At 53.0% G+C, this 20,058-nt stretch carries 14 protein-coding genes and 2 rRNA genes; 12 read left to right on the top strand and 4 right to left on the bottom strand.

The genetic code is table 11. The annotated features are described in order from the left end of the window. From ACLD72_RS14910 to ACLD72_RS14925, 4 genes are all read left to right on the top strand, one after another. Positions 1-224, top strand: a 23S ribosomal RNA gene (locus tag ACLD72_RS14910); the annotation flags it as partial. Positions 225-286: 62 nt separating this feature from the next. Beyond that, positions 287-403: ribosomal RNA gene (gene rrf, locus ACLD72_RS14915) — 5S ribosomal RNA — on the top strand. A 629-nt stretch (positions 404-1,032) separates the two neighbouring features. Continuing rightward, the gene (locus ACLD72_RS14920) at positions 1,033-2,166 is read left to right on the top strand and encodes a PdaC/SigV domain-containing protein (protein WP_411002932.1); all 1,134 of its coding nucleotides are present in this window, start codon (positions 1,033-1,035) and stop codon (positions 2,164-2,166) included. 116 nt (positions 2,167-2,282) lie between these two features. Further along, complete coding sequence (locus tag ACLD72_RS14925; protein WP_411002933.1) at positions 2,283-3,914, top strand: formate--tetrahydrofolate ligase; 1,632 nt, start codon at positions 2,283-2,285, stop codon at positions 3,912-3,914. A 115-nt stretch (positions 3,915-4,029) separates the two neighbouring features. On the opposite strand, the gene ACLD72_RS14930 is transcribed toward ACLD72_RS14925, so the two are convergent. Further along, the gene (locus tag ACLD72_RS14930; RefSeq protein ID WP_411002935.1) at positions 4,030-4,632 is read right to left on the bottom strand and encodes a hypothetical protein; all 603 of its coding nucleotides are present in this window, start codon (positions 4,630-4,632) and stop codon (positions 4,030-4,032) included. A gap of 227 nt (positions 4,633-4,859) precedes the next feature. Here ACLD72_RS14930 and ACLD72_RS14935 point away from each other — a divergent pair, with 227 nt between their 5' ends. From ACLD72_RS14935 to ACLD72_RS14965, 7 genes are all read left to right on the top strand, one after another. Beyond that, the gene (locus ACLD72_RS14935) at positions 4,860-6,041 is read left to right on the top strand and encodes an enhanced intracellular survival protein Eis (RefSeq protein ID WP_411002936.1); all 1,182 of its coding nucleotides are present in this window, start codon (positions 4,860-4,862) and stop codon (positions 6,039-6,041) included. Positions 6,042-6,223: 182 nt separating this feature from the next. Continuing rightward, complete coding sequence (locus tag ACLD72_RS14940) at positions 6,224-7,576, top strand: ABC transporter substrate-binding protein (RefSeq protein ID WP_411002937.1); 1,353 nt, start codon at positions 6,224-6,226, stop codon at positions 7,574-7,576. A gap of 111 nt (positions 7,577-7,687) precedes the next feature. Then, complete coding sequence (locus tag ACLD72_RS14945; RefSeq protein ID WP_411002938.1) at positions 7,688-8,650, top strand: carbohydrate ABC transporter permease; 963 nt, start codon at positions 7,688-7,690, stop codon at positions 8,648-8,650. Next, positions 8,647-9,510 (top strand): carbohydrate ABC transporter permease, encoded by an 864-nt coding sequence (locus tag ACLD72_RS14950; protein WP_411002939.1) that lies wholly within the window; start codon positions 8,647-8,649, stop codon positions 9,508-9,510. Before ACLD72_RS14945 ends, ACLD72_RS14950 begins: the two co-directional genes overlap by 4 nt. 86 nt (positions 9,511-9,596) lie before the next feature. After that, positions 9,597-11,318 carry a sensor histidine kinase gene (locus ACLD72_RS14955; protein ID WP_411002940.1) on the top strand — a complete coding sequence of 574 codons (1,722 nt, stop codon included), beginning with the start codon at positions 9,597-9,599 and terminating at the stop codon, positions 11,316-11,318. A gap of 38 nt (positions 11,319-11,356) precedes the next feature. Further along, positions 11,357-12,721, top strand: a complete 1,365-nt coding sequence (locus tag ACLD72_RS14960; protein WP_411002941.1) for an ABC transporter substrate-binding protein — start codon at positions 11,357-11,359, stop codon at positions 12,719-12,721. 5 nt (positions 12,722-12,726) lie between these two features. Beyond that, positions 12,727-14,325: a response regulator gene (locus ACLD72_RS14965; RefSeq protein ID WP_411002942.1), complete on the top strand. Its 1,599-nt coding sequence runs from the start codon at positions 12,727-12,729 to the stop codon at positions 14,323-14,325. A 423-nt stretch (positions 14,326-14,748) separates the two neighbouring features. Here the strand turns inward: ACLD72_RS14965 and ACLD72_RS14970 are convergent, their stop codons facing one another. From ACLD72_RS14970 to ACLD72_RS14980, 3 genes are read right to left on the bottom strand one after another with little or no spacing between them, the layout of a single operon-like run. Further along, on the bottom strand, positions 14,749-17,172 hold the full coding sequence (locus tag ACLD72_RS14970; protein ID WP_411002943.1) for a CotH kinase family protein: 2,424 nt from the start codon (positions 17,170-17,172) through the stop codon (positions 14,749-14,751). 21 nt (positions 17,173-17,193) lie between these two features. Continuing rightward, positions 17,194-17,895: a DUF4956 domain-containing protein gene (locus ACLD72_RS14975; protein ID WP_328273621.1), complete on the bottom strand. Its 702-nt coding sequence runs from the start codon at positions 17,893-17,895 to the stop codon at positions 17,194-17,196. A gap of 3 nt (positions 17,896-17,898) precedes the next feature. Next, positions 17,899-18,612 carry a polyphosphate polymerase domain-containing protein gene (locus ACLD72_RS14980; RefSeq protein ID WP_411002944.1) on the bottom strand — a complete coding sequence of 238 codons (714 nt, stop codon included), beginning with the start codon at positions 18,610-18,612 and terminating at the stop codon, positions 17,899-17,901. Between the two features lie 198 nt (positions 18,613-18,810). On the opposite strand from ACLD72_RS14980, the gene ACLD72_RS14985 reads away from it, so the two are divergent. After that, entirely contained in the window at positions 18,811-20,031 is a 1,221-nt protein-coding gene (locus tag ACLD72_RS14985) for a metallophosphoesterase (RefSeq protein WP_411002945.1), read from the top strand. The last annotated feature ends 27 nt before the right edge of the window (positions 20,032-20,058 follow it).

Genomic DNA, 20,058 nt, shown 5'->3' on the forward strand with positions numbered 1-20,058 from the left:
GGGATGGACGCACCGCTGGTGCACCAGTTGTTCCGCCAGGAGCACAGCTGGGTAGCTAAGTGCGGACGGGATAAGCGCTGAAAGCATCTAAGCGTGAAGCCCCCCTCAAGATGAGATTTCCCAGTATGTAAGACCCCTTGAAGACGACGAGGTTGATAGGCCTGAGGTGGAAGTGCAGCAATGCATGGAGCTGACAGGTACTAATCGGTCGAGGGCTTATCCACAAAAACATCTAAAACACAAATTCGTTTCGTATCCAGTTTTCAAGGATTAACACCTTGAAACGTTTGGTGGCGATGGCGGAGGGGTTCCACGCGTACCCATCCCGAACACGACCGTTAAGCCCTCCAGCGCCGATGGTACTTGGACCGAAGGGTCCTGGGAGAGTAGGACGCCGCCAAGCAAGAAAGAAGAGCACCGCCGATAACTCGGCGGTGTTTTTTGCATTGTTGAAAGGTTTACAGCATTGTTGAGTGTTTGCAGCGTAATGAAACGAAACGGCGTGATGAAACGGATAGCAACGTTATTGCGGACACTGGGGGGATGGAGAGGTGAAACTTAACGGACGAGGCTAACGGACCTGAGCGACGTTATTGGGTCGAAAACGAGGGGTTAGAAATTCTAACGGACTGAGCGGGCCTTATTTCACTCAAATTGGCGTCAAAGTCCGTATTTTTGGCCCAATAGCGTCGTCTGAGTCCGTTAGAACGGGAAATACCCGGGAAATGGGGCGATAAGGTCTTTCCTGTCCGTTACGGGTTTTACGGGGGGCGAAACTTGTTTAAACATGAGATCACAACCAGGATCGCTTATCGGCCGGTTCGGGGGTAATCCATCCAGTGAGGGGCTTCTATCGCTCAACCGGTTAAAAAGCGGTGAAAAAAACGTCAACTTTTAGACGAAAGGGAAAAGAAACTGTAAGCTTGGCTGTTATCAATTCTGTCGAAACAGCGGCTATAATGGTAAAAGTGGCGGAGGACGAATAGCGGCTCTGTACATACAACAGAAGATGATCATCAGGAGGAGACTAACATGAACAAAATGATGCGTTTAGGAGCTATTGCTATGGGGGCAAGCTTGTTATGCGGTGGAATACTGCTTCCGGTTGATCCGGGCCATGCGACTGCAGCGGCGCAAAAACCTCAAGCGGTGCAAAAGGGGAATGCCAACGCGGCTACAACCACGAATAAAAATACCGCCTCCAATACGGTTGCTCTTCTAGTAAACGGCGAAAAAACGGGTCTACAGGGGCTGATGCTGGACGGAAAAACGTTCGTTCCGGCCGCCTTTTTTCGAGATGCATTAAAAATTCCCACGAGCTATGATTCCAAATCAAAGACTTATAAGATCGGCCAAGGTTACCGGCAGTTAACTATCGAAATGGCTGGAGGAAGCGTGATATCTTCCATTAATGGTTTCTATGTAGGAGAGGCCAAACTTATTAACGGGAGGCTCTACGTTCCTTTTCAATGGGTGAAGGACTATCTTGGATACGATGCGGTATGGATTAAGGACGCCGAGCAATTGAACGTCATGAAAAGCCGGGAGAATAAAGTGACAGTGACCACCTCAAGCTATGACCAGGAGAGCAAGCAGGCTTCGGTTCATCTCCAATATCCTCAACTGAGCGGCACGGGGAATGCTGAGGCGGAGAAGGCGATCAATGCGGTTTTTGAAAAACAGATCGGTGACTACAAGGAGCATATCGCCGAGGTCATGAAGGAAGCCGGCGATCAGAGCGTAACGGATCCGTATACTTTTGGCAGCTCGTATCTTGTCACCTATAATCAAAACGGCGTACTCAGCCTGTTACTGGAATACACAGAGTATACCGGCGGAGCCCATGGCATGACGTATCGCACAGGATACACTTTTTCGCTGAAAGATGGCAAAGCCCTGGGGTTAAATGATCTTTTGAGTGCGAATAAGGATTATAAAAAACAACTAAACACACGGCTAAGCAAGGAGCTAAAAGCAAACCCTGGTTACCTGGGAGGCTTTAAAGGGCTGAAGGAGCAACCGGATTTTTATTTGCTGCCGGGCCGCGTACAAATTTTTTTCCAATTGTATGAATACACGGCATATGCCGCAGGTTTTCCGGAATTTGGCTTTGCCTGGAACGAGCTGCTCCCGAAAGGCGCCAATCCGTTTGGTTCTTTAAAATAACGCAAGCCTGCCAATTCCGTCACGCTTTTCCCGGTTGTTTTCATGTACAATATGATTGTGCGTTTTGTAGTTCGCCTTATTATTCACGATCATATTGCTGGAGGTAACTTACGGGAATGAAGCCGATTATGGAAGTAGCCGCATCGTTTGGGATTGCGGACAAATATCTGGAATTGTACGGCCGTTATAAGAGCAAACTGGATCTTAATCTGCTAAACGATATGCATGACCGCCCCGACGGGAAATTAGTGCTGGTGACGGCCATGAACCCTACGCCGGCCGGGGAAGGAAAAACGCTGACGACGATCGGCCTGACGCAGGCGCTGAATGCGATTGGGGAGCCGACGATCGCTGCGCTGCGGGAGCCGTCGCTGGGTCCGTGCTTAGGCATGAAGGGCGGAGCGACCGGCGGAGGCAAGGCGCAAATTTTACCGTCCGAAGATATCAATTTGCATTTTACCGGTGACCTGCACGCCATCACTTCCGCGCATAACCTGCTCGCGGCGATGATCGACAATCATATTTTTCAGGGGAATGCGCTGCAAATCGACACGGGTCGCATTGTGTGGAAGCGTACGATGGACATGAACGACCGGAGCCTGCGGCAAATCGTTGTCGGATTGGGTGACGGAAATGGCAGGGTGCATGACTCCGGCTTTATCATCACGGCGGCATCGGAGGTCATGGCGGTGCTGTGCCTCAGCGAAAGCGCGGACGATTTGAAGCGGCGCCTCGGCAGGATGGTGGTGGCCTACAACATGTCCGGGGAAGCGGTGACCGCGCTGCAAATCGGTGCGGTCGATGCGATGACCGTTTTGCTCAAAGAAGCGATTAAGCCCAATTTGGTGCAGACGGCGGAAGGAACCCCGGCCATTGTTCACGGAGGCCCATTCGCCAATATCGCCCACGGATGCAGCAGCGTCATCGGAACGAAAACCGCCCTGAAGCTGGCGAAAATCGTAGTGACGGAAGCCGGTTTTGGAGCGGATCTGGGCGCGGAGAAGTTTTTGGATATCAAGTGCCGCCAGGCCGGATTAACGCCGGACGCCGCGGTGCTCGTCGTTACCGTAAAGGCGCTGAAATATAATGGCGGCGTCCCCAAGGCGGAACTGGATAAACCGAATCCAGCCGCGCTGGAGGCAGGTCTGGCCAACATGAAACGGCATTTGGAGAACATCGGAAAATTCGGCGTTCCCGTGATGGTGGCCATCAACCATTTTGCGGGCGATGCTCAAGCTGAAGTCCAACTGGTTATTGAAGCATGCCGCCATTTGGGGGTTCGGGCCGAACTGTCCGATGTCTGGGCTCAAGGCAGTGCAGGAGGTTTGGAAATGGCCCGGACACTGCGCGATATTTTGCGAGAGCAGCCTTCGCGGTATGCGCCGCTGTATCTGGAGGAGCTTGAGCTCCGGGAGAAAATCGAAACCATCGTGCGGGAAATCTACCGCGGCGCCGGCATCAAACTGTCCGCCAAAGCGGAAGCGAGAATTCAAGAATTCGAGCGTTTCGGATTCGGCCGCTTGCCAGTGTGCATGGCCAAGACCCCGTATTCTTTCTCCGATCAGGCGGCTCTGCTTGGAGCGCCGGAAAACTTTGTCGTCCAGGTGCGTGACGTAACGCTCTCCGCCGGAGCAGGTTTTATAGTCGCGCATACCGGAAATATCGTTACAATGCCCGGCTTGCCCAAATCTCCGGCGGCCGAACAAATCTATCTGGACGAGAACGGGGAAGTGGCCGGTTTATTATAGAGGTTGACCATAAGCTGCTGACCATAAGCTGCTGACCATACGCCAAAAAACCGGAGAGGCTTCCCAACAAGGGGAGCCTCTCCGGTTCAAAGGCAATTCGCTAAAATTTACTGAATTATTTCACACTCTTGGCCGCTTCAACCAGCGCTTTGACATATCCTTGGGTATCCACCAAAGTCGCTCCGCTGACGGCGTCAACCCATTGTTCCGCGCTTTTGTTGGACAGTTCGTCTTCGAGCTCGGCGACGGTTTTGCCGGTCACATATTGTTCAATCGCTGTCAGCGACTCGTCGACAGGCGTAGTTGCGCCGGCTTCCTCTTTCATGTGCTCGCTGTAATACTCGGCATTGGCTTTTTTGGAGGCAAGCACCATTTTCGGGTCTTTGTAGTTTTGCCCAAAATCTTGGTCCGAATTAGGGACGCCTTTGGCTACGTCGGTGCTCATAAACTGGTAGTCGTCCAAGGATGCGCCGACGATTTTGTCGCCCTGCATGGCCACTACGGCAACCGTAAAGCATTTAGTACCGTGTGCGGCGTATTCGACACGTCCCATTTTGACGGGCGCCGAGTCCGCAGCGGTGGTTGTGGCTGCCGCCGTTGTTGAGTCATCGGCTGCTTTGGTGGAGCCGCCTTGCGCTTGACTGTTGCTGGAGCATCCGGCAAAAACGGCGACCAGTCCCAGACTAAGCAGCAATAATGAGAATTTTTTCACAAACATGATTACATATCCCCCTATAAAAATTAAATATTTGCCTTTTATTCATAACATGTTCTTAAGACTGGCGCCTATGATCTAACTCACCAAATTGTAAGCGTTATCGCTGGAGTAACCAGCGGACAAACAACAGCTTTAGAGCGATTGACACTTATAGATATTTCTGACAAACTCATCATAGGATTGCCGCTAAACCGGCGGAATCAAACTTGAGGAAAAGAGGTGGGTTTGTGGAAATCAGACAGTTAACCGCAGACGAGTTTGATGACAGCTTGAATTTATCCGAGTATGCCTTCCAGTACAAATTACCGCCGGAGGATCGGGAGAAGCAAAAAGCCCGGTTTAACCCCGAGCAGACCTGGGGGGCTTTTGAGGGTGGCGAATTGCTGGCCAAGCTGACCTTGCTTCCGCTGCAAATATACATACAAGGGAGAGCTTTGCCGATGGGAGGCATCGCCGGTGTCGCCACCTGGCCGGAGAGTCGCCGGGGCGGGCTCGTCAGCAAGCTGTTGTCCAGGGCGCTGGTGCAAATGAACGAGGAAGGTCAGGTGTTGTCCTGCCTGCATCCCTTCTCCATTCCTTTTTACCGCAAATTCGGCTGGGAAGTGTATACCGATCACAAAAAATATACGATCAGCCCAAGCAATTTCCCGGTCAAAACACAAGTTGGCGGTTCGGTAAAACGCGACATTAAAGATATCGAGCTGCTGAACCGGATTTACCACAAGTTTGCCCTTAAGTATAACGGTACCCTAGTTCGCGATACAGACTGGTGGGAGAGAATGGTGATCGGTACCGATGATCATACCGCCGTTTATTTTTCCGAAGCGGACGAACCGGAAGGTTATACGATATACCAGGTTAAAAACAGGGAGTTGCTAATTGACGAATTCGTATTTCTAAATGATACAGCGAGAAAAGGTTTGTGGACGTATTTGGCCAATCACGATTCGATGGTGACCCAGGCCGTGGTTGATCATGTCCCTGCGGACGATTTGCTGCCGTTTATGCTGCACGACCCCCGCTGCAAACAGGAAATCGCACCTTATTTTATGGCCCGTATCGTAAACGCCGGCGCTTTTGTCGGTCAGTATTCGTTTGTTGCCCAGGCCTCGCAAACCCAAACGGCTCGGTTGAATCTTCGTATCATCGACGGGTTTGCTTCATGGAATGACGGCTCATGGATGCTTGAAGTGGATGCCGAGGGGCACGGGCAGCTGGCCACGGCGGAACAGTCCGGCGAGGATACCGGGCTGACCTGCGATATCCAAACCTTGACGGCCATACTGCTGGGTTATAAAAGACCACGCGAGATGTATGCTTACGGCCGCCTCACTGGCCCGGAACGGGATGTGGAGACGCTGGAGCGGCTGATCCCGGTTAGCGCGACGGCTTTATTGGACTTTTTTTGACAAGTATACAGGAAAAAAGACAAGACCGAGGACAACCCATGTCCATCGGTCTTTTTTTCTCCAATTTTCTTCAATCAGAAAAATTCAAACCTCAAATCGCAATATTGCCTCCTCAAAAAATGTATCCGTTTTCGTTAGACTGGAAATGAAAAATCCGGAAACCGAAGAAAGGGGTACATGAAATGAAGAGATCAAAACCGTGGGCCATCCTGCTCGTTGCGGTCATGATGATGTCCTTGCTGGCCGCTTGCGGCGGAGGCGGGGGCAACAAGACAAGCAACGGCAACGCCAGCGCTCCGGCAACCACGAATGAAGGCGGAGGTTCGACAAACTCCGGAACCGACAGCGGAGAAAAAATCGAACTGACCTTCTGGTCGCTGGGTACGACAAACTACGAGGATCTGGCCAAGGAATACACGGCAGAGCATCCGAACATTACGGTTAAGTTCCAAAACACGTCCGACCAAACGGCGCACCATAACAACCTGACCACAGCGTTGTCCGCCGGTTCGGGCGCACCTGACATCTTTATGTTGGAAATCGCCTTCATGGAACGTTTCATCAGCGCCAAAGACAAGTTCCACAACCTATATGATCTGGGCGCGAAAGACATCGAAAGCAACTATCTCGACTGGAAATGGAAACAAGCGACTTCGGTCGATGGGTCTTTCCAATTGGGGTTGCCTACGGATATCGGGCCGACGGTTGTTTATTACCGGACGGACCTGGCCGAGCAGGCTGGACTCCCAACCGATCCGGACGGCTTTAGTGCAGCGATCGACTCATGGGATAAATTCGCTACGGTGGCGAAGCAGTTCAAGGAAAAAACCGGTAAACCGTTTGCCGATTTGACGGATCTCGTCTACAACGGTTTGCGCGACCAATCGCCGGATCAAATTTACTTCAATAAAGAGGATGGCGCTTTCATCGGTGACACAAACCCGCAAGTGAAGAAAGCATACGACTTTACGGTAAGAGGCATTCAAGAAGGCTGGATCGGCAACTGGATTCTGTGGTCGCCGGAATGGCAAAACGCGATCAACCAAGGCGACTTCGGCGTAATGCTCGGCCCGGCTTGGATTGCAGGTACGATCCGCAACGCCAAAGACTCCGCAGGCAAATGGGAAATCGCTCAGCTTCCGGAGGGCGCGGGCAACTGGGGCGGTTCCTTCCTGACGCTGCCGAAAGAAGGCAAACATCCGAAGGAAGCATACGAATTCATTTCCTGGCTGGTGAACAAAGATAACCAGTTGAAATCGTTTAAAGAAAGCGGCTTGTTCCCGTCGATTCCGGCCGTATACGATGAACCGGATTTCAGTTCGGAACCGGACGAATTCTTCAGCGGCCAAGTCATTGCCGAGGCGTACGCCAAATCGGCGGAACGCGTAAAACCGGTCTACTACGGACCGCTGCATGACCAGGTCGACACGATCATCAAAAACGCGCTCAAAAACGTGCTGGAGAAAAAAGCTGACCCGCAAAAAGAATGGGACGAAGCGATGAAGCAAGCAAAAACGCTGGTTGACCGCAGCTAATATGAACAATTCGCAGTAACGAAATCCATTCACTCATCCCGATTCGCAAGGGGGAACATACCCTCTTGCGAATTTGGATTTACCTTTAATTCACACCTTGGAGGTGCGTCCATGGCTGACACAGCAGCTACCGCAAGCCCGCTCCAGCCCGCTCCCGGAAAAAAAACGTTCTGGAACGAAACGAGGCGGAGCCGGCTTACGGCATACACGTTTATATCGCCGTTCTTTATTTTATTTTCGATCTTTGGGTTATATCCGATCTTTTTCACCATCTATTTGTCCTTCTTTAAATGGGACGCCCTGGGCCCGATGAAATATGTCGGCTTCAAAAACTATGAACTGATCACGTCCGATCCGACGTTTTGGATTTCCTTCAGCAATACGCTCCTCATGGGCATCATGGGGACGGTGCCGCAGCTGATCGTTGCGCTGCTGGTCGCCGTGATGCTCAACTCAGCGCTCAACAAATACAAAAACACATTCCGTGTTTTGTATTTCATGCCCAACATCACTTCGATCGTCGCCGTTACGCTGGTGTTCAGCACGATGTTCGGCAATAACGGGATGGTGAACTGGTTATTGAACAGCTTTGGCCTGGAAAGCGTCCCGTTCAACTCAGGCTGGTGGGGTGTTAAAATCGCCATCTCCACGATGGTCATGTGGCGCTGGATGGGTTATAACGCGATTATTTTCCTGTCCGGGCTGCAAAGCATTCCGACCGATATTTACGAGGCCGCACGGATTGACGGGGCGAGCCGCTGGCAGCAATTGATCAACATTACGCTGCCGCTCCTCCGGCCGTTTATCCTCTTCGTCACGCTGGTGTCCACGATCGGAGCGCTGCAGCTTTTTACCGAACCGTATGTGTTCCTCGGCCAAGGCGGCACCGGCTCCACACGCCAGGAAGGCGTTACAATGGTTACGTATTTGTATAGCGAAGCGTTTAAGAACGGCTTCTTCGGAACGGCGGCCGCCACAGCGGTGCTGCTGTTTATTGCCACGATTATTTTTTCGCTCCTTAACATGATGCTGTCAAGCCGCATGGGCGGAGATACGGGAGGGGGAAAGGCATGAGTGCCACTGCCATCAAAAAACGCAAACCTGACGATCCGGGCGTTCTGGCCAAAACTTTGTTTTATATCGTCATGATCATCGGGGCCGTCTTGTCCGTTTTCCCTTTCTACTGGATGTTTGTCGTCGCCACCAATGAGAAGGATGCGGCTTTCCACATCCCCCCGCTGATGACGCCGGGGCTGGAGTTTTTCAACAACTTCGACCGCGTGCTGGAGCGGACGGAATTTTTCCGCGCGATGTTCAACTCGGTTGTCGTCTCGACCGCAGTGACGGTATCCGTCGTCTTTCTGAGCACTTTGGCGGGATATGCTTTTGCTAAATATGAGTTTCCGCTGAAAAAAACGCTGTTCGTGTTCGTCATCGCCACGATGCTCGTTCCCGTGCAACTCAGCGTGCTGCCGCAGTACGTCATTATGGCCAAGCTGCATTGGATCGACAGCTACAAAGCGCTGATCGTTCCGGCCATGGTCAACGCCTTCGGGATATTCTGGATGCGGCAATACATCACTTCCGCCGTCCATTCCGAATTGATCGAAGCGGGGCGGATCGACGGAGGCGGGCATTTCCGCATCTTCTGGAGCATCGCGATGCCGGTCGTCACGCCCGCTATGGCTACGCTGGGGATTTTGAACTTCATGAACGTGTGGAACGACTTCTTCTGGCCGCTGGTCGTGCTGAAAAACAAAGAAAACTATACGCTCCAGCTGGCGCTGCAGCAGCTCTTTACCAACAAGGACGGCCTCGATTTCGGGATGATTATGTCCGCGACCTTTACGGCGACATTGCCGTTATTGATCGTGTTCTTATTTTTCAGCCGCTGGGTTATCGCCGGGCTGACCTCGGGGGCGATTAAAAGTTAACATGCCGAGAGTTTGCTAACTTGGCAAGGAATATATACCACGATGAAGAATAATAGAGTAAGGAGAGGCTTAGGGGGACACCAAACATGAAGCTCCGTCGAAAAATCTTGCTGGCTATTATTCTTCTTGTGTTTATTCCCGTGATCCTGATGGGCTCCATTTCGTATTACAGCTTTTCGAACGCCATGGAGAATAAATCAAGCAATTTTTATTGGGTTTCGCTGCTGGAGACCGACCGCAAATTGAAGTTTGCGCTGAACGAGGTTACGACCGTGTCCAATTCGGCGATCGCACAGCCGGTCATTCAGAAGCTGCTGAAACAGCCGGATTTTGCCGTAACGTATGAGCAGAAACAGGATATCAATAACTTGATCAACCATCCGATGATCACCTCCTTTGGCCTGTATTCGAAAGACAAGCTTAAGTATCAATTAAATGAGGCGATGTCGTTTGAAGAATTAACGGAACAAAGCTGGTATGGGGCGATGGTAGCGGCCGAAGGCCGCCCGGTATGGGTCGGTCCCGGCGAAAACGGCTCGGCCTCAGCGGGGAAACGGGTTTTAATTCAGGCGCGTTTGATTAAGGATTACTATTCGCTGGAGGATATCGGCGCGGTCGTTATTTACGTCAAACCCGATATTCTGGATCAGGTATTTTGGGATGCCGCCACGTTAAAGCAGGGGGATATTCTGCTGGTCAACAAGCAGGGGAATATCGTCTTTGACAAGTCCGGCGCGCATATTGGGGAACAAACGGAGTTTCCTTTTTTGACCCGGGAGGATTCCGGCGGTAAGGGCTACTATACGGACAAATATCAGGGCGAGAAGTCGCTGATCACTTATTTGCCCTCCCATAATAAGGATTGGTTTCTGGTGGCGATCACCCCCAGCAAGCTGATCGCGTCGGAATCGCTGTCCATTCGCAACATCGCCATTGTGTTGGTGCTCGTCTCTTTGATTTCCGCGTTTCTGTTCGACCGCTTTTTCGTCCGCCGGCTCGTGCGCAGCATCATCGGCGCGGTCAACGGGATGAAACGGGTCCAGCAGGGCATCTTCGTGCCAATCACGTCCAAGGTGAGCACCGGAGATGAAACGGATCTGCTGGTCGACGGGTTTAACCGGATGAGCACGCAAATCAGCGAGCTGATCGATCAGGTGCAAACGGAGCAGGCGAGAAAAAAGGAAGTTGAGCTGCAGGCCTTGGTTGCCCAGATCAATCCGCATTTTATTTACAATTCGCTGGAATCGATCAATTCTCTGGCGGTTTTGCAGGGGAACAGGGATATCAGCAAAATGGTCGTTTCCCTGGGGAAGCTGCTGCGCATCAGCATTAGCGAAAATCAGCAGCTGATCCCGCTTTCGATGGAGATGGAGCATGTGCGGCATTATCTGGATATCCAGAAATTCCGCTTTGAGGACAAATTCGCCTACCATATCGAAATCCCCGAATCACTGAAATACTACAAAACCCAGAAGCTGATCGTTCAGCCGATCGTGGAAAATGCGCTGTATCACGCGATTGAGCCGATGGAAGAGAACGGGATCATTTCCATTACCGCCAGGGAAGACGAGCGGGATATTTTGATCGACGTCATGGACAACGGTCCGGGCTTTGACTCGGATACGCTGATGCATTTATGGAGCAAGGACTGGGGCAACTTGAAAAAATACCGGGAAAACGGCGTCGGATTGAAAAACGTCCACGAACGGCTGCGTATCCGGTTTGGCGGTTATTACGGCATTATGATTTGTTCCTCTCCCGGATTCGGATCGATTATTCGCATCCGCATTCCGAAGATACTTCCATGAGATTTAGGCGAAAGTCATACGATGAAGGGGGAGCCGCCATGCGAAGATGGTTTTTGAATTGGGGTTGGATTGTGGTTTACGGGTTGGTGCTTGCCGGTTCGGTGCTGGTGATCGCCGCCGACGGGCATGAGCCGATTGAGGAGAGCCAGGCGGACAAAATTACGCTGACGTTCCGTCATTTTTGGATCAAGGAGCATGACCGGCAGATGCTGAGCATCGTCGAGGACGTCGTGAATGAGTTCCAGCAGTCGCATCCGAACGTCAAGGTGAATTTTGAAGGGATGGACCAGACCGTCCATCGCGAGCAGAAGCTGAAAAGCGAAATGGTGACGGGGACACCGCCGGATATGTTCGTGTTGTTTGGCGGCGCCGAAATCGAGCCGTACGTCCGCTCCAACCGGTTGATGGATTTGACCGAATTCGTGGACGAAAACGGGCTGCAGGGAGAGTTTCAGGATCTGCATCTGTGGACGTTTAACGATCGCATATACGGGCTGCCAATCGAAGGAAACGCGGAGCCGCTGTTTTACAATAAGGAGATTTTCCGCGAGCTGCATCTGGATCCGCCGCAAACGCTGGACCAGTTGAACCGGGCGGTCCGGGTCATCGCGGCAAGCGGAATTACGCCGTTTGCGTTGGGCAATGAGGAAAGATGGCCGGCGGCGATTTTTGCCCATTATTTGATGGACCGGTATGCTGGGCCCGAGCTGATCAATGAGCTGGCGCAGGGTGAGGAGAAGCAAAGCTTTGTTAATCCAGGTTATGTGCAAGCGTTTACGCATTTGGAGGAATGGATTGATCAAAACGCGTTCAGCATCCCGGCCAACGATATGTCGACCGAAGAGGCTATTGAGCTTTTTACCAGTGGAAAAGCAGCCATGTATCTCAACGGGAACTGGGACATCAACCTGTTTCATAATGGGAAGGCCCCGGCCGAATTCCAAAACCAGGTCGGTGTTCTCCCGTTTCCTGCCTTGACGCCGGACGGGGAGAAATCCATCGCCGGGGGATACACGATCGGCATCGGGTTGTCCTCCAATCTGGATGAAGCCAAGTTACAGCCGGCATTGGAACTGCTGCGGGCTTTTTACACGGATGAAGTTCAACGGCGGATCGTTTACGAAGCGCTGCGGATTCCGTCGATGAAAATTTCTTACGATTCGAAAAAAACGGGGCCGGTATTCGCGCAGGTCACCCGATTAATGGAACAGAGCCCGCCGAGTTTTGTGCCTTACGATAATGTCCTCTCTCCGGAGGTGAATAAAACGTTCCTGAAGGTGCTGGAGGAAATGATCGACAGGGGGAGCTCTCCGGAAGAAGCGCTGGAGCAAATTGAACAGACTTCGGAACAGTATTGGCGGCTGCGCAGGAGCTCCGCCCCCGAAGAATCGGCTTGGAGGTGAAGCAAGTGGAGGGTAAAGCGGAGAAGTACCGGGTTATTTTGGTCGATGACGAACCGGTCATTTTACGCAGCTTGAAGGTGGCCGTGCCTTGGGAGGAGCTGAATTTGGAAATCGTCGGGGAAGCGCGGAACGGGGAAAAAGCGCTGCAGCTCGTCCGGGAGCTGTCCCCGCACATGATTATCAGCGATATCCGCATGCCGGGCATCGACGGGATCGCTTTGATGAAAAAGGTGCTGGCCGAAAATGACAAGCGGCTGTTTATATTCATCAGCGGGTACGGGGAGTTCGAATACGCCCGCGAGGCGCTGCGCGAAGGGGCCTTCGACTATTTGCTGAAACCGATCGACCACGATGAGCTGATCGAGATGATCCAGCGGGCGAAAAAAAACCTGGAGAAGCAGATGGAGAACGATAAGCTGCTGCATTCCGTCCAGGTTTTGTCGGTGCTCGCGCGCGAGCGGCTGTTTGCGGAGTTTATCGAAGGCAATCAAGGGCAGAGCCCGATTCAGCATATGCGCTGGCTGGAAAACAGCGAGCTTGCACAGGATTATTTTATGGCGGTCATCCAGTTGGACCACTATATGAAATTAAACGAGCAATGGACTCCGGAGGAGCGGCGGTTGTGGCTGTTTGCGATCCGCAACATTTTGGGGGAATGGTCGATGGCAAACGGTGCGCTGACGGTATTTCCTTTTCATGGCGGGGAGTGGGTGCTGCTGTTTCCGGGTTCGCTCAGTGCGAAGAAGGAGGAGCTTGGCAGCGACGTCATCCGTCAAATCAAGATGAACACGAAATTGTCCTGTTCCATCGGGTTCAGCCAGCTGGCGGCGGGGATGGAACAGTTAAGCGAGGCTTACCAAAGCGCGGCCAAAGCGCTGTACCAGCGGTTTTACAGCGACCGGGGAGGCGTGTTTCTTGATTCCGCTGCGGTTTCCGGGGAAGAGGCGGTGCGGGAAGTGAAATATCCGAAGCATCTGGAGGCGGCGATGCTGGAGAGCATTCGCACGCTGAACAAGGAGCGGCTGCTGGGCACTTTTGACGAGACGAAGCGGTATATCGAGGATCAGGCGTTCTCCAAGGAGATGGCCGAGCGGATGATCGTGGAATTGACGGTGGTGCTGTACCGTCAGTTTGAGCATTTGAATCTGTCGATGGAATGGCCCTTGGAAGGGATGCTGCAGGAGCTGCACTCTTTGGGCACCCTGCATGAAATGATCGGACTGCTGAAAAGCAATTTTGGCAAGTGGATCACCGACAGCCGGGAGAACCCGTCCAAAGAAAATATCCAGAATGTGATCGGCAAAACCCAGGAGTACATTTTGAGCAACTACCATAAGGACCTCAGCATCGACGAGGTCGCCGAGCTGGCCGGCCTCAGCATCAGTCATTTTTGCTTGCTGTTTAAGCAGGTAAGCGGCTATACGTTCCTGGAATACTTGACCCAATGCCGTATCGAGAAAGCGAAATTCATTCTCAAGAACAGCCATGTCAAAGTGTACCAGGTCGCGCCGATGGTCGGTTATCAGGACCCGCGCTACTTCACGCAAGTGTTCAAAAAAGTCGCCGGCATGACGCCGACCGAGTTCCGGGAGGCGGGGGCGTAGGGTCTTAGGGTCTTAGGGGCTTAGGGGGATTTGGGAGTAATGCACCTGAAACTAAACTAGATATCGGCAGTGTCATTGGATATATCCAATAGAATTGGAAATAAAGTGGCAGATACAGCAGCTTGATTGGATATTTCCAATAGATGAGGCTTGGTTAGGCGGTAAACGGGTGCTTTTAGCGAATTCTATTGGATATTATCCAATGAGAGCTCCCGATAACGTTCGATTTTCAGCAATCTGTTGGATTTTTTCCAATGTGAGTGTGAATGCTGCGATCCTAACGCCTGCAATCTAACGCCTGCAATCTAACGCGTGAAAAAGGCAACCCTACCTGAATGATCAGGATGAGGCTGCCTTTTAACTTTATGGCGCGGGTTAGCCCATGCCGATTTTCTTTAAGTTGCTACGTTGGCCGACGTTTTCTCATAGCCGTTTTCTCCGGTAGAAGGCGATAAATGTGGCGGACAGGATCAGCACCAGCAGAGAAACGCCGGTGAGGATCGCCTCGTTGCGGTAGGCGTCGTCGTTCCCGTTCCCGGCCCCTTGGCCGAAACCGCCTGGGCCACCGCCCATCGGGCCTCCTCCACCCATCGGGCCTCCTCCACCCATTGGACCATCGCCGCCCATGAGGTCGCCTTCGCCGGGAAAACCGTCTTGACCTTGTCCTCGTTCTCCGCCTATGTTCCGGCCTCCTTGCTGCTGATTATCGCCGGCCGCACCATTGCCTTGCTGCGTGGCTTCATCCTGAGCGCTTTGCACCGGTTGTCCATCCGTCAGCGCATCAAGAGTAGAGTTATCGGCGGATTGCCCGCTCTGCGCGCTGGCTGCAGCTGCCACGGGCTCTACGCTTTGCCAGCTCTGAACGTTAGAGCTGTAGTTGCCGGTTAGAGCGGCCGCGTATGTGCCAGTTTTGCTTTGCTCAACTTGCCCGCTTTGGGTTTGGCCCTGCTGATCACCCTGCTGATCGCTCTGCTGGTCACCCTGCGCGTTTCTGTTGCCCGGCACATTTTGCCCGGCTTCGGGATTACCGCCCGCCTCGGGCATGCCGCCGTTACCCATAGGGGGCATACCGCCGCCCATGCCGCCCATACCACCCATACCGCCGCCGCTGCCGGAGCCGTCCCCGGACGAGGGGAGCGTTCCGTCCAGTTGCTGTGAGATGTTCTCTACTTGGCTGGCGTTTGTGGCGATTAATTGCGTGACGGCTTGTTCGAATTCTTCATACGTGTAGAACGCAGTAGGATCAGCTTTGACATAAGGTGCAATCATCTTGGACAGTGCCGTTGCGCGCTGGCTAAACGCCTCGTTGGCCAAAAAGCCGTCCACCGCCTGCTGAAGAACTTCATGGTAATAGGTCTTGTACTCATCAACTGCCAGAAGTTTCGCTACGAGTGGCCGTTCGGAAACGGCGCCTTGGGTCGGCTCATCGATCAGCAGGCTGCTTTTGCTCCGGCTAGCGCCAGCCCCTGCTTGGGCTGGTTTGCCGCCCTCGGCATCCGTGCCTCCGGCATTGCCCGCCGCGCCGTCTGTGGCAACTCCGTCTGCCGCGCCGCCTACGGCAGCTTCGCCCACGGCAACTCCGTCCGCCGCGCCGTCTGCGGCAGCACTGCCCGCCGCATCCGTGCCACCGGCACCGCCACTGCTCCCGGCGCCAGCAGCATCGTTCTTGCCGGAAGTTGTCCCGGCCTCGCCCTCTGCGCCCGCTGGAGCATTTGCCGTACCATTCGCTCCCGTCGGCGTACTCGCCGCACCGTCCGTGCCCACTGGAGCATTCGCTGCGCCATCCGAGCCCGCTGAAGCATTCGCCGCGCCATCCGCGCCCGCCGGCGCATTCGCTCCGCCATCTCTGCCGGCCGCTCTGCCGCCAGGGCGGCCCATGCCACCGCCCAAACCTCCAAACGCCATGTTATAATCCCAAGGCAGAACGGAGAAGACGCCGTCATCTTCGTACAGGTAATAGTTTTGCTTGTTGCCGCCGATGTAGCTGTCCATATTGTTCGTCAGCACATTCAGCGCGATGTAGCCCAAAGCTTCCTGCACATCGATGTATTTTTCGTAATCGCTGCCGTTGTTCAATTCATCCAGCATTTCGATCAGAATGTTGCCATTCGTCGTTTTTGACTTTCGCTCAAGCCCGGTGTAGGCATCCGGGTCGTCGCCGAGCCACAGCAGATCGCTGCCGCTGCCGGTCATTACCCCTTTATACAGAGCGCCATAAGAATTCCCGAAATTCCGCTCAAGGTATGCGTCGCCGACCTGCTCCACGGCCAGGTAAAATCCCCACAGCTTGCCGTTGATATAGATGTTCACGAACGAATGCTTTGGCGTCGGCAGCCCCATCTCCTCGGCCAGCTCATAGGTCAGGAACTCCCGCATATAAGAAGCGTCGCTGTAGTTGTTGTTCAGATTGATTTTTTGAATGCCATCCAGCGTTTGATTGACATATTCGTCAAAAGAAAGCTTAAAGCTGTAGCGGTCGGAATCGTCCATTTGCACGACGCTGCGCAAGCTAAGATTGCCTTTGGTGCGGATGCCGACGTTATCGAAATGCAGCCCGTTGTAGTCGACGGAAGCCGCCTTGAACTCTTCGGCGCTGGCGTTGTCCAGCATATCCTGAAAATCGTCCTCATCGATCGTGATCTTCACATCGACGACCTTGTCTTTCGGAAACACTTCTTCATCCAGCTTCTGCTCCTCCGCCGAGACCGCCGTTTTCCCGCCGTCGGCTTGACCAACGGAACCGCTCGCGAAAACACCGGCGTTGTAAACGGCCTCGCTCGCGATCAAGCCGAAGAACAGAAGTGCGGCGCCGATCCAGGCCAGAAGCCGGGTCCCTTTGCGCTTCATCTTCTTCACCTCGCTTTCCGTCTACGCCACATAGTCGCCGTTATAGCTGATTAAGACGGCATTTTTGACCCCGCCAAGCTCGGAAATCCGGTTGACGAACTTCCCTTCCTGGTCGCGCAGGCGCACCTCCAGCGTCATTTCGATGTTGCCGGGAGTCACGGTTTTTTGCTTCACATTATACCGCTTCACCAGATTGCCCATCTGTGTATGAAGGAGCTGCTCGCTTTCGTCGTTTTCGCAATTGACCACCAGCAAATACGGCGTTTCCAGCGAACTGCTCTTGATAAACAGGAACAGGATCAAGCCGACGATTGCCGAACCGAGCGCCGCCAGCGTGTAAAATCCGGCCCCGGCGACGATCCCGGCTGCAGCGGCCCAGAACAAGAAAATCAGATCGGTCGGGTCCTTAATCGGGGTTCTGAAACGAACGATCGACAGCGCGCCGACCATCCCGAGAGACAACACCAGGTTGGAGTTGACGGCGATGATCACCATCGCGGTTACCATCGTCATGCCGATGAGCGAGACGTTAAAGCTTTTCGAGTACAGCACCCCGCTGAATACCCGCCTGTACAAAATGTAAATGAACAAGCCGATCAGGAATGAAACGCCCAGTGTAATGATGATTTTGGAGATGCTGATGTCTGAAGCGAAATTGTCCAAAATTGAATTTTTAATGATGTCGCTAAAATTGGTAGTACTCGTATTGTTTGTTGTATTCATAAATCAATAGTCCTCCCATGCGTTGGTTTTCGAATATTTGCGGCAAATGACGTACTTGGATGCCGACTGCTGACGCAGCCCTTCCAGCTGCAGGGCCGCCCGGAGATATTCCGGAATGTACTCGTCGTATTTCACCTCGAGGATGATCAAGTTGTCGTCAATCGCCGGAATGGCCCGCAGGTCCGCGTCAAAAATATCAACGGCGCTCAGGCCTGTCCGGAGTTCTTTGTCAAACGTGATCCGCACGTTGCCGGTTTGGCAGACGAACGGTTCGCGCACGTAATCGACGATGACCTTGGGGGCGAGGAGACGATCCTTCATTTCATGATACAGCTCCATCAACAGCGGTTTATCGGGAACACGGAGCGCTTCGATCCGGCCCGCCATGATCTCGTCGTACATCTCCCGGGTTAAAGGTTCCTTTACCTTGGCGATGTAGTCGCCTTGCTTGATTTTTTTCTCGAAATGAATCAAGTTGTCCCGGCAATTGTAAATGCGGATCCGGTATTTGCGCCGGCCATGGACGCCGCCCAATTTCTCGTGAAGCGCCGAATTGTCAATATCGTCAAAATAAAGGCTGCGGATATGGTATTCGCCGCTTTTGCCCGCATGCTCGTCATGCTGCGCCAAGCTCCTTAACCTTTGGCGAATCACAAAATATTGGTGGCGGTTGATTATGAATTTTAGTTCGTGGCGGAATTTCAGCTTTTGCTTCATAAACTGCACCTCGTTTTCATGTGAAGCTTGTTACTTAACTTATCCTACCAATGTTGGCTGATAATTGACTTAAGGAAACCTGAAAATCAACTGAATGTTTTTACATAGCGTTAATAAATGTCAAATTTAGGAAAATGTATAGTTGACAGCGGCGAAGGAGGGGCTTTATCTTTAGGAGAATCGGAAGGAGTCATTTACATGAGAGGTCGTAGAGATATGGTGTGGCTTGTTATCGTGGGTTTACTGCTGGCGGCGGCAATTTTCGGTTTGCAAAAAATAGAGCGGCATCAGGCCGCGCAGCCGAAATCGGTCGCCCTGACATTCAAGGGGGATGCGCGCAATTCCCTGGCGTTTACCTGGTACACCGAAACCCCGGGATTACAGGGCATTGTGCAGGTTGCCGAAGGGACGCAGCCGCCCGTTTCCTGGGAAGGGGAGCGGATATTCACCTTTGCGGCGGAATCGGCGGAGATTGTCACCGGGAACGGAAAGCGGCAAGGCGTTCATAAAGCGGAGGCGACTGGCCTCGTCCCCGGGATGGCCTATGTGTACCGGTTAGGCAGCGGGAGGGACGGGGGCTGGAGCGAACCGGCCGGATTTGTCACGGAGGCTGCGAAGCCGGAGATGTTTTCATTTATTAACGTAGCGGATTCGCAAGGGGAGACCGAAGCGGATTTCAAACTGTGGGGGCGGACGCTGGACAAAGCTTTTGCAGTTTTCCCGGACGCCCGATTTATCGTGCATAACGGGGATTTAACGGAAGAACCGGAGAATGAGCAAGGGTGGGATGCTTTTTTTGGCCAAGCCGGCCAGTGGCTGAAGCGGGTTCCGCTGCTGCCGGTGACGGGCAATCACGATGAAATAGCGGGAGAAGCGGAGCGTTTTACCTCCCACTTTAATTTGCCGGACAACGGGGCGAAAGGATCGGCTCCAGGGACGACGTATTCGTTTGATTACGGCCATGCTCATTTCGTGATGCTCGACACGGAGTCGAATTTGAAGCGGCAGGCGGACTGGCTGCGGGACGATTTGCAAAAGAACGGCAAGCCGTGGACGATCGTGGCCATGCACCGGCCGGCCTACGGCGGCAACCAGTACGAAAAAGCGGAGGAATGGATCAAGATCTTCGACGAATATGGCGTGGATTTGGTGCTGCAGGGACATAACCATGAATACTCCAGGTCCTACCCTTTGCGGAGCGGGGAAATCGTCCCCGCAGGGGAAGGGACCGTGTATGTCGTGACCAACACCGCCGGTCCCAAATTTAACGAGTTGAAGAAAGATAAATTTTATCATGCGGTTCATTTTCAAAATGATAAACAGATGTTCGCCGGCATCACCGTCAGCGAGCGTTCGCTCCGCTACGAAGCTTATGACGCGGACGGCAACAAGCTGGACGAAGTTGTGCTTACGCGCTAGTATTCCGGGCGCGGAGCGGACAAACAG

This window comes from Paenibacillus lacisediminis (assembly GCF_046567315.2).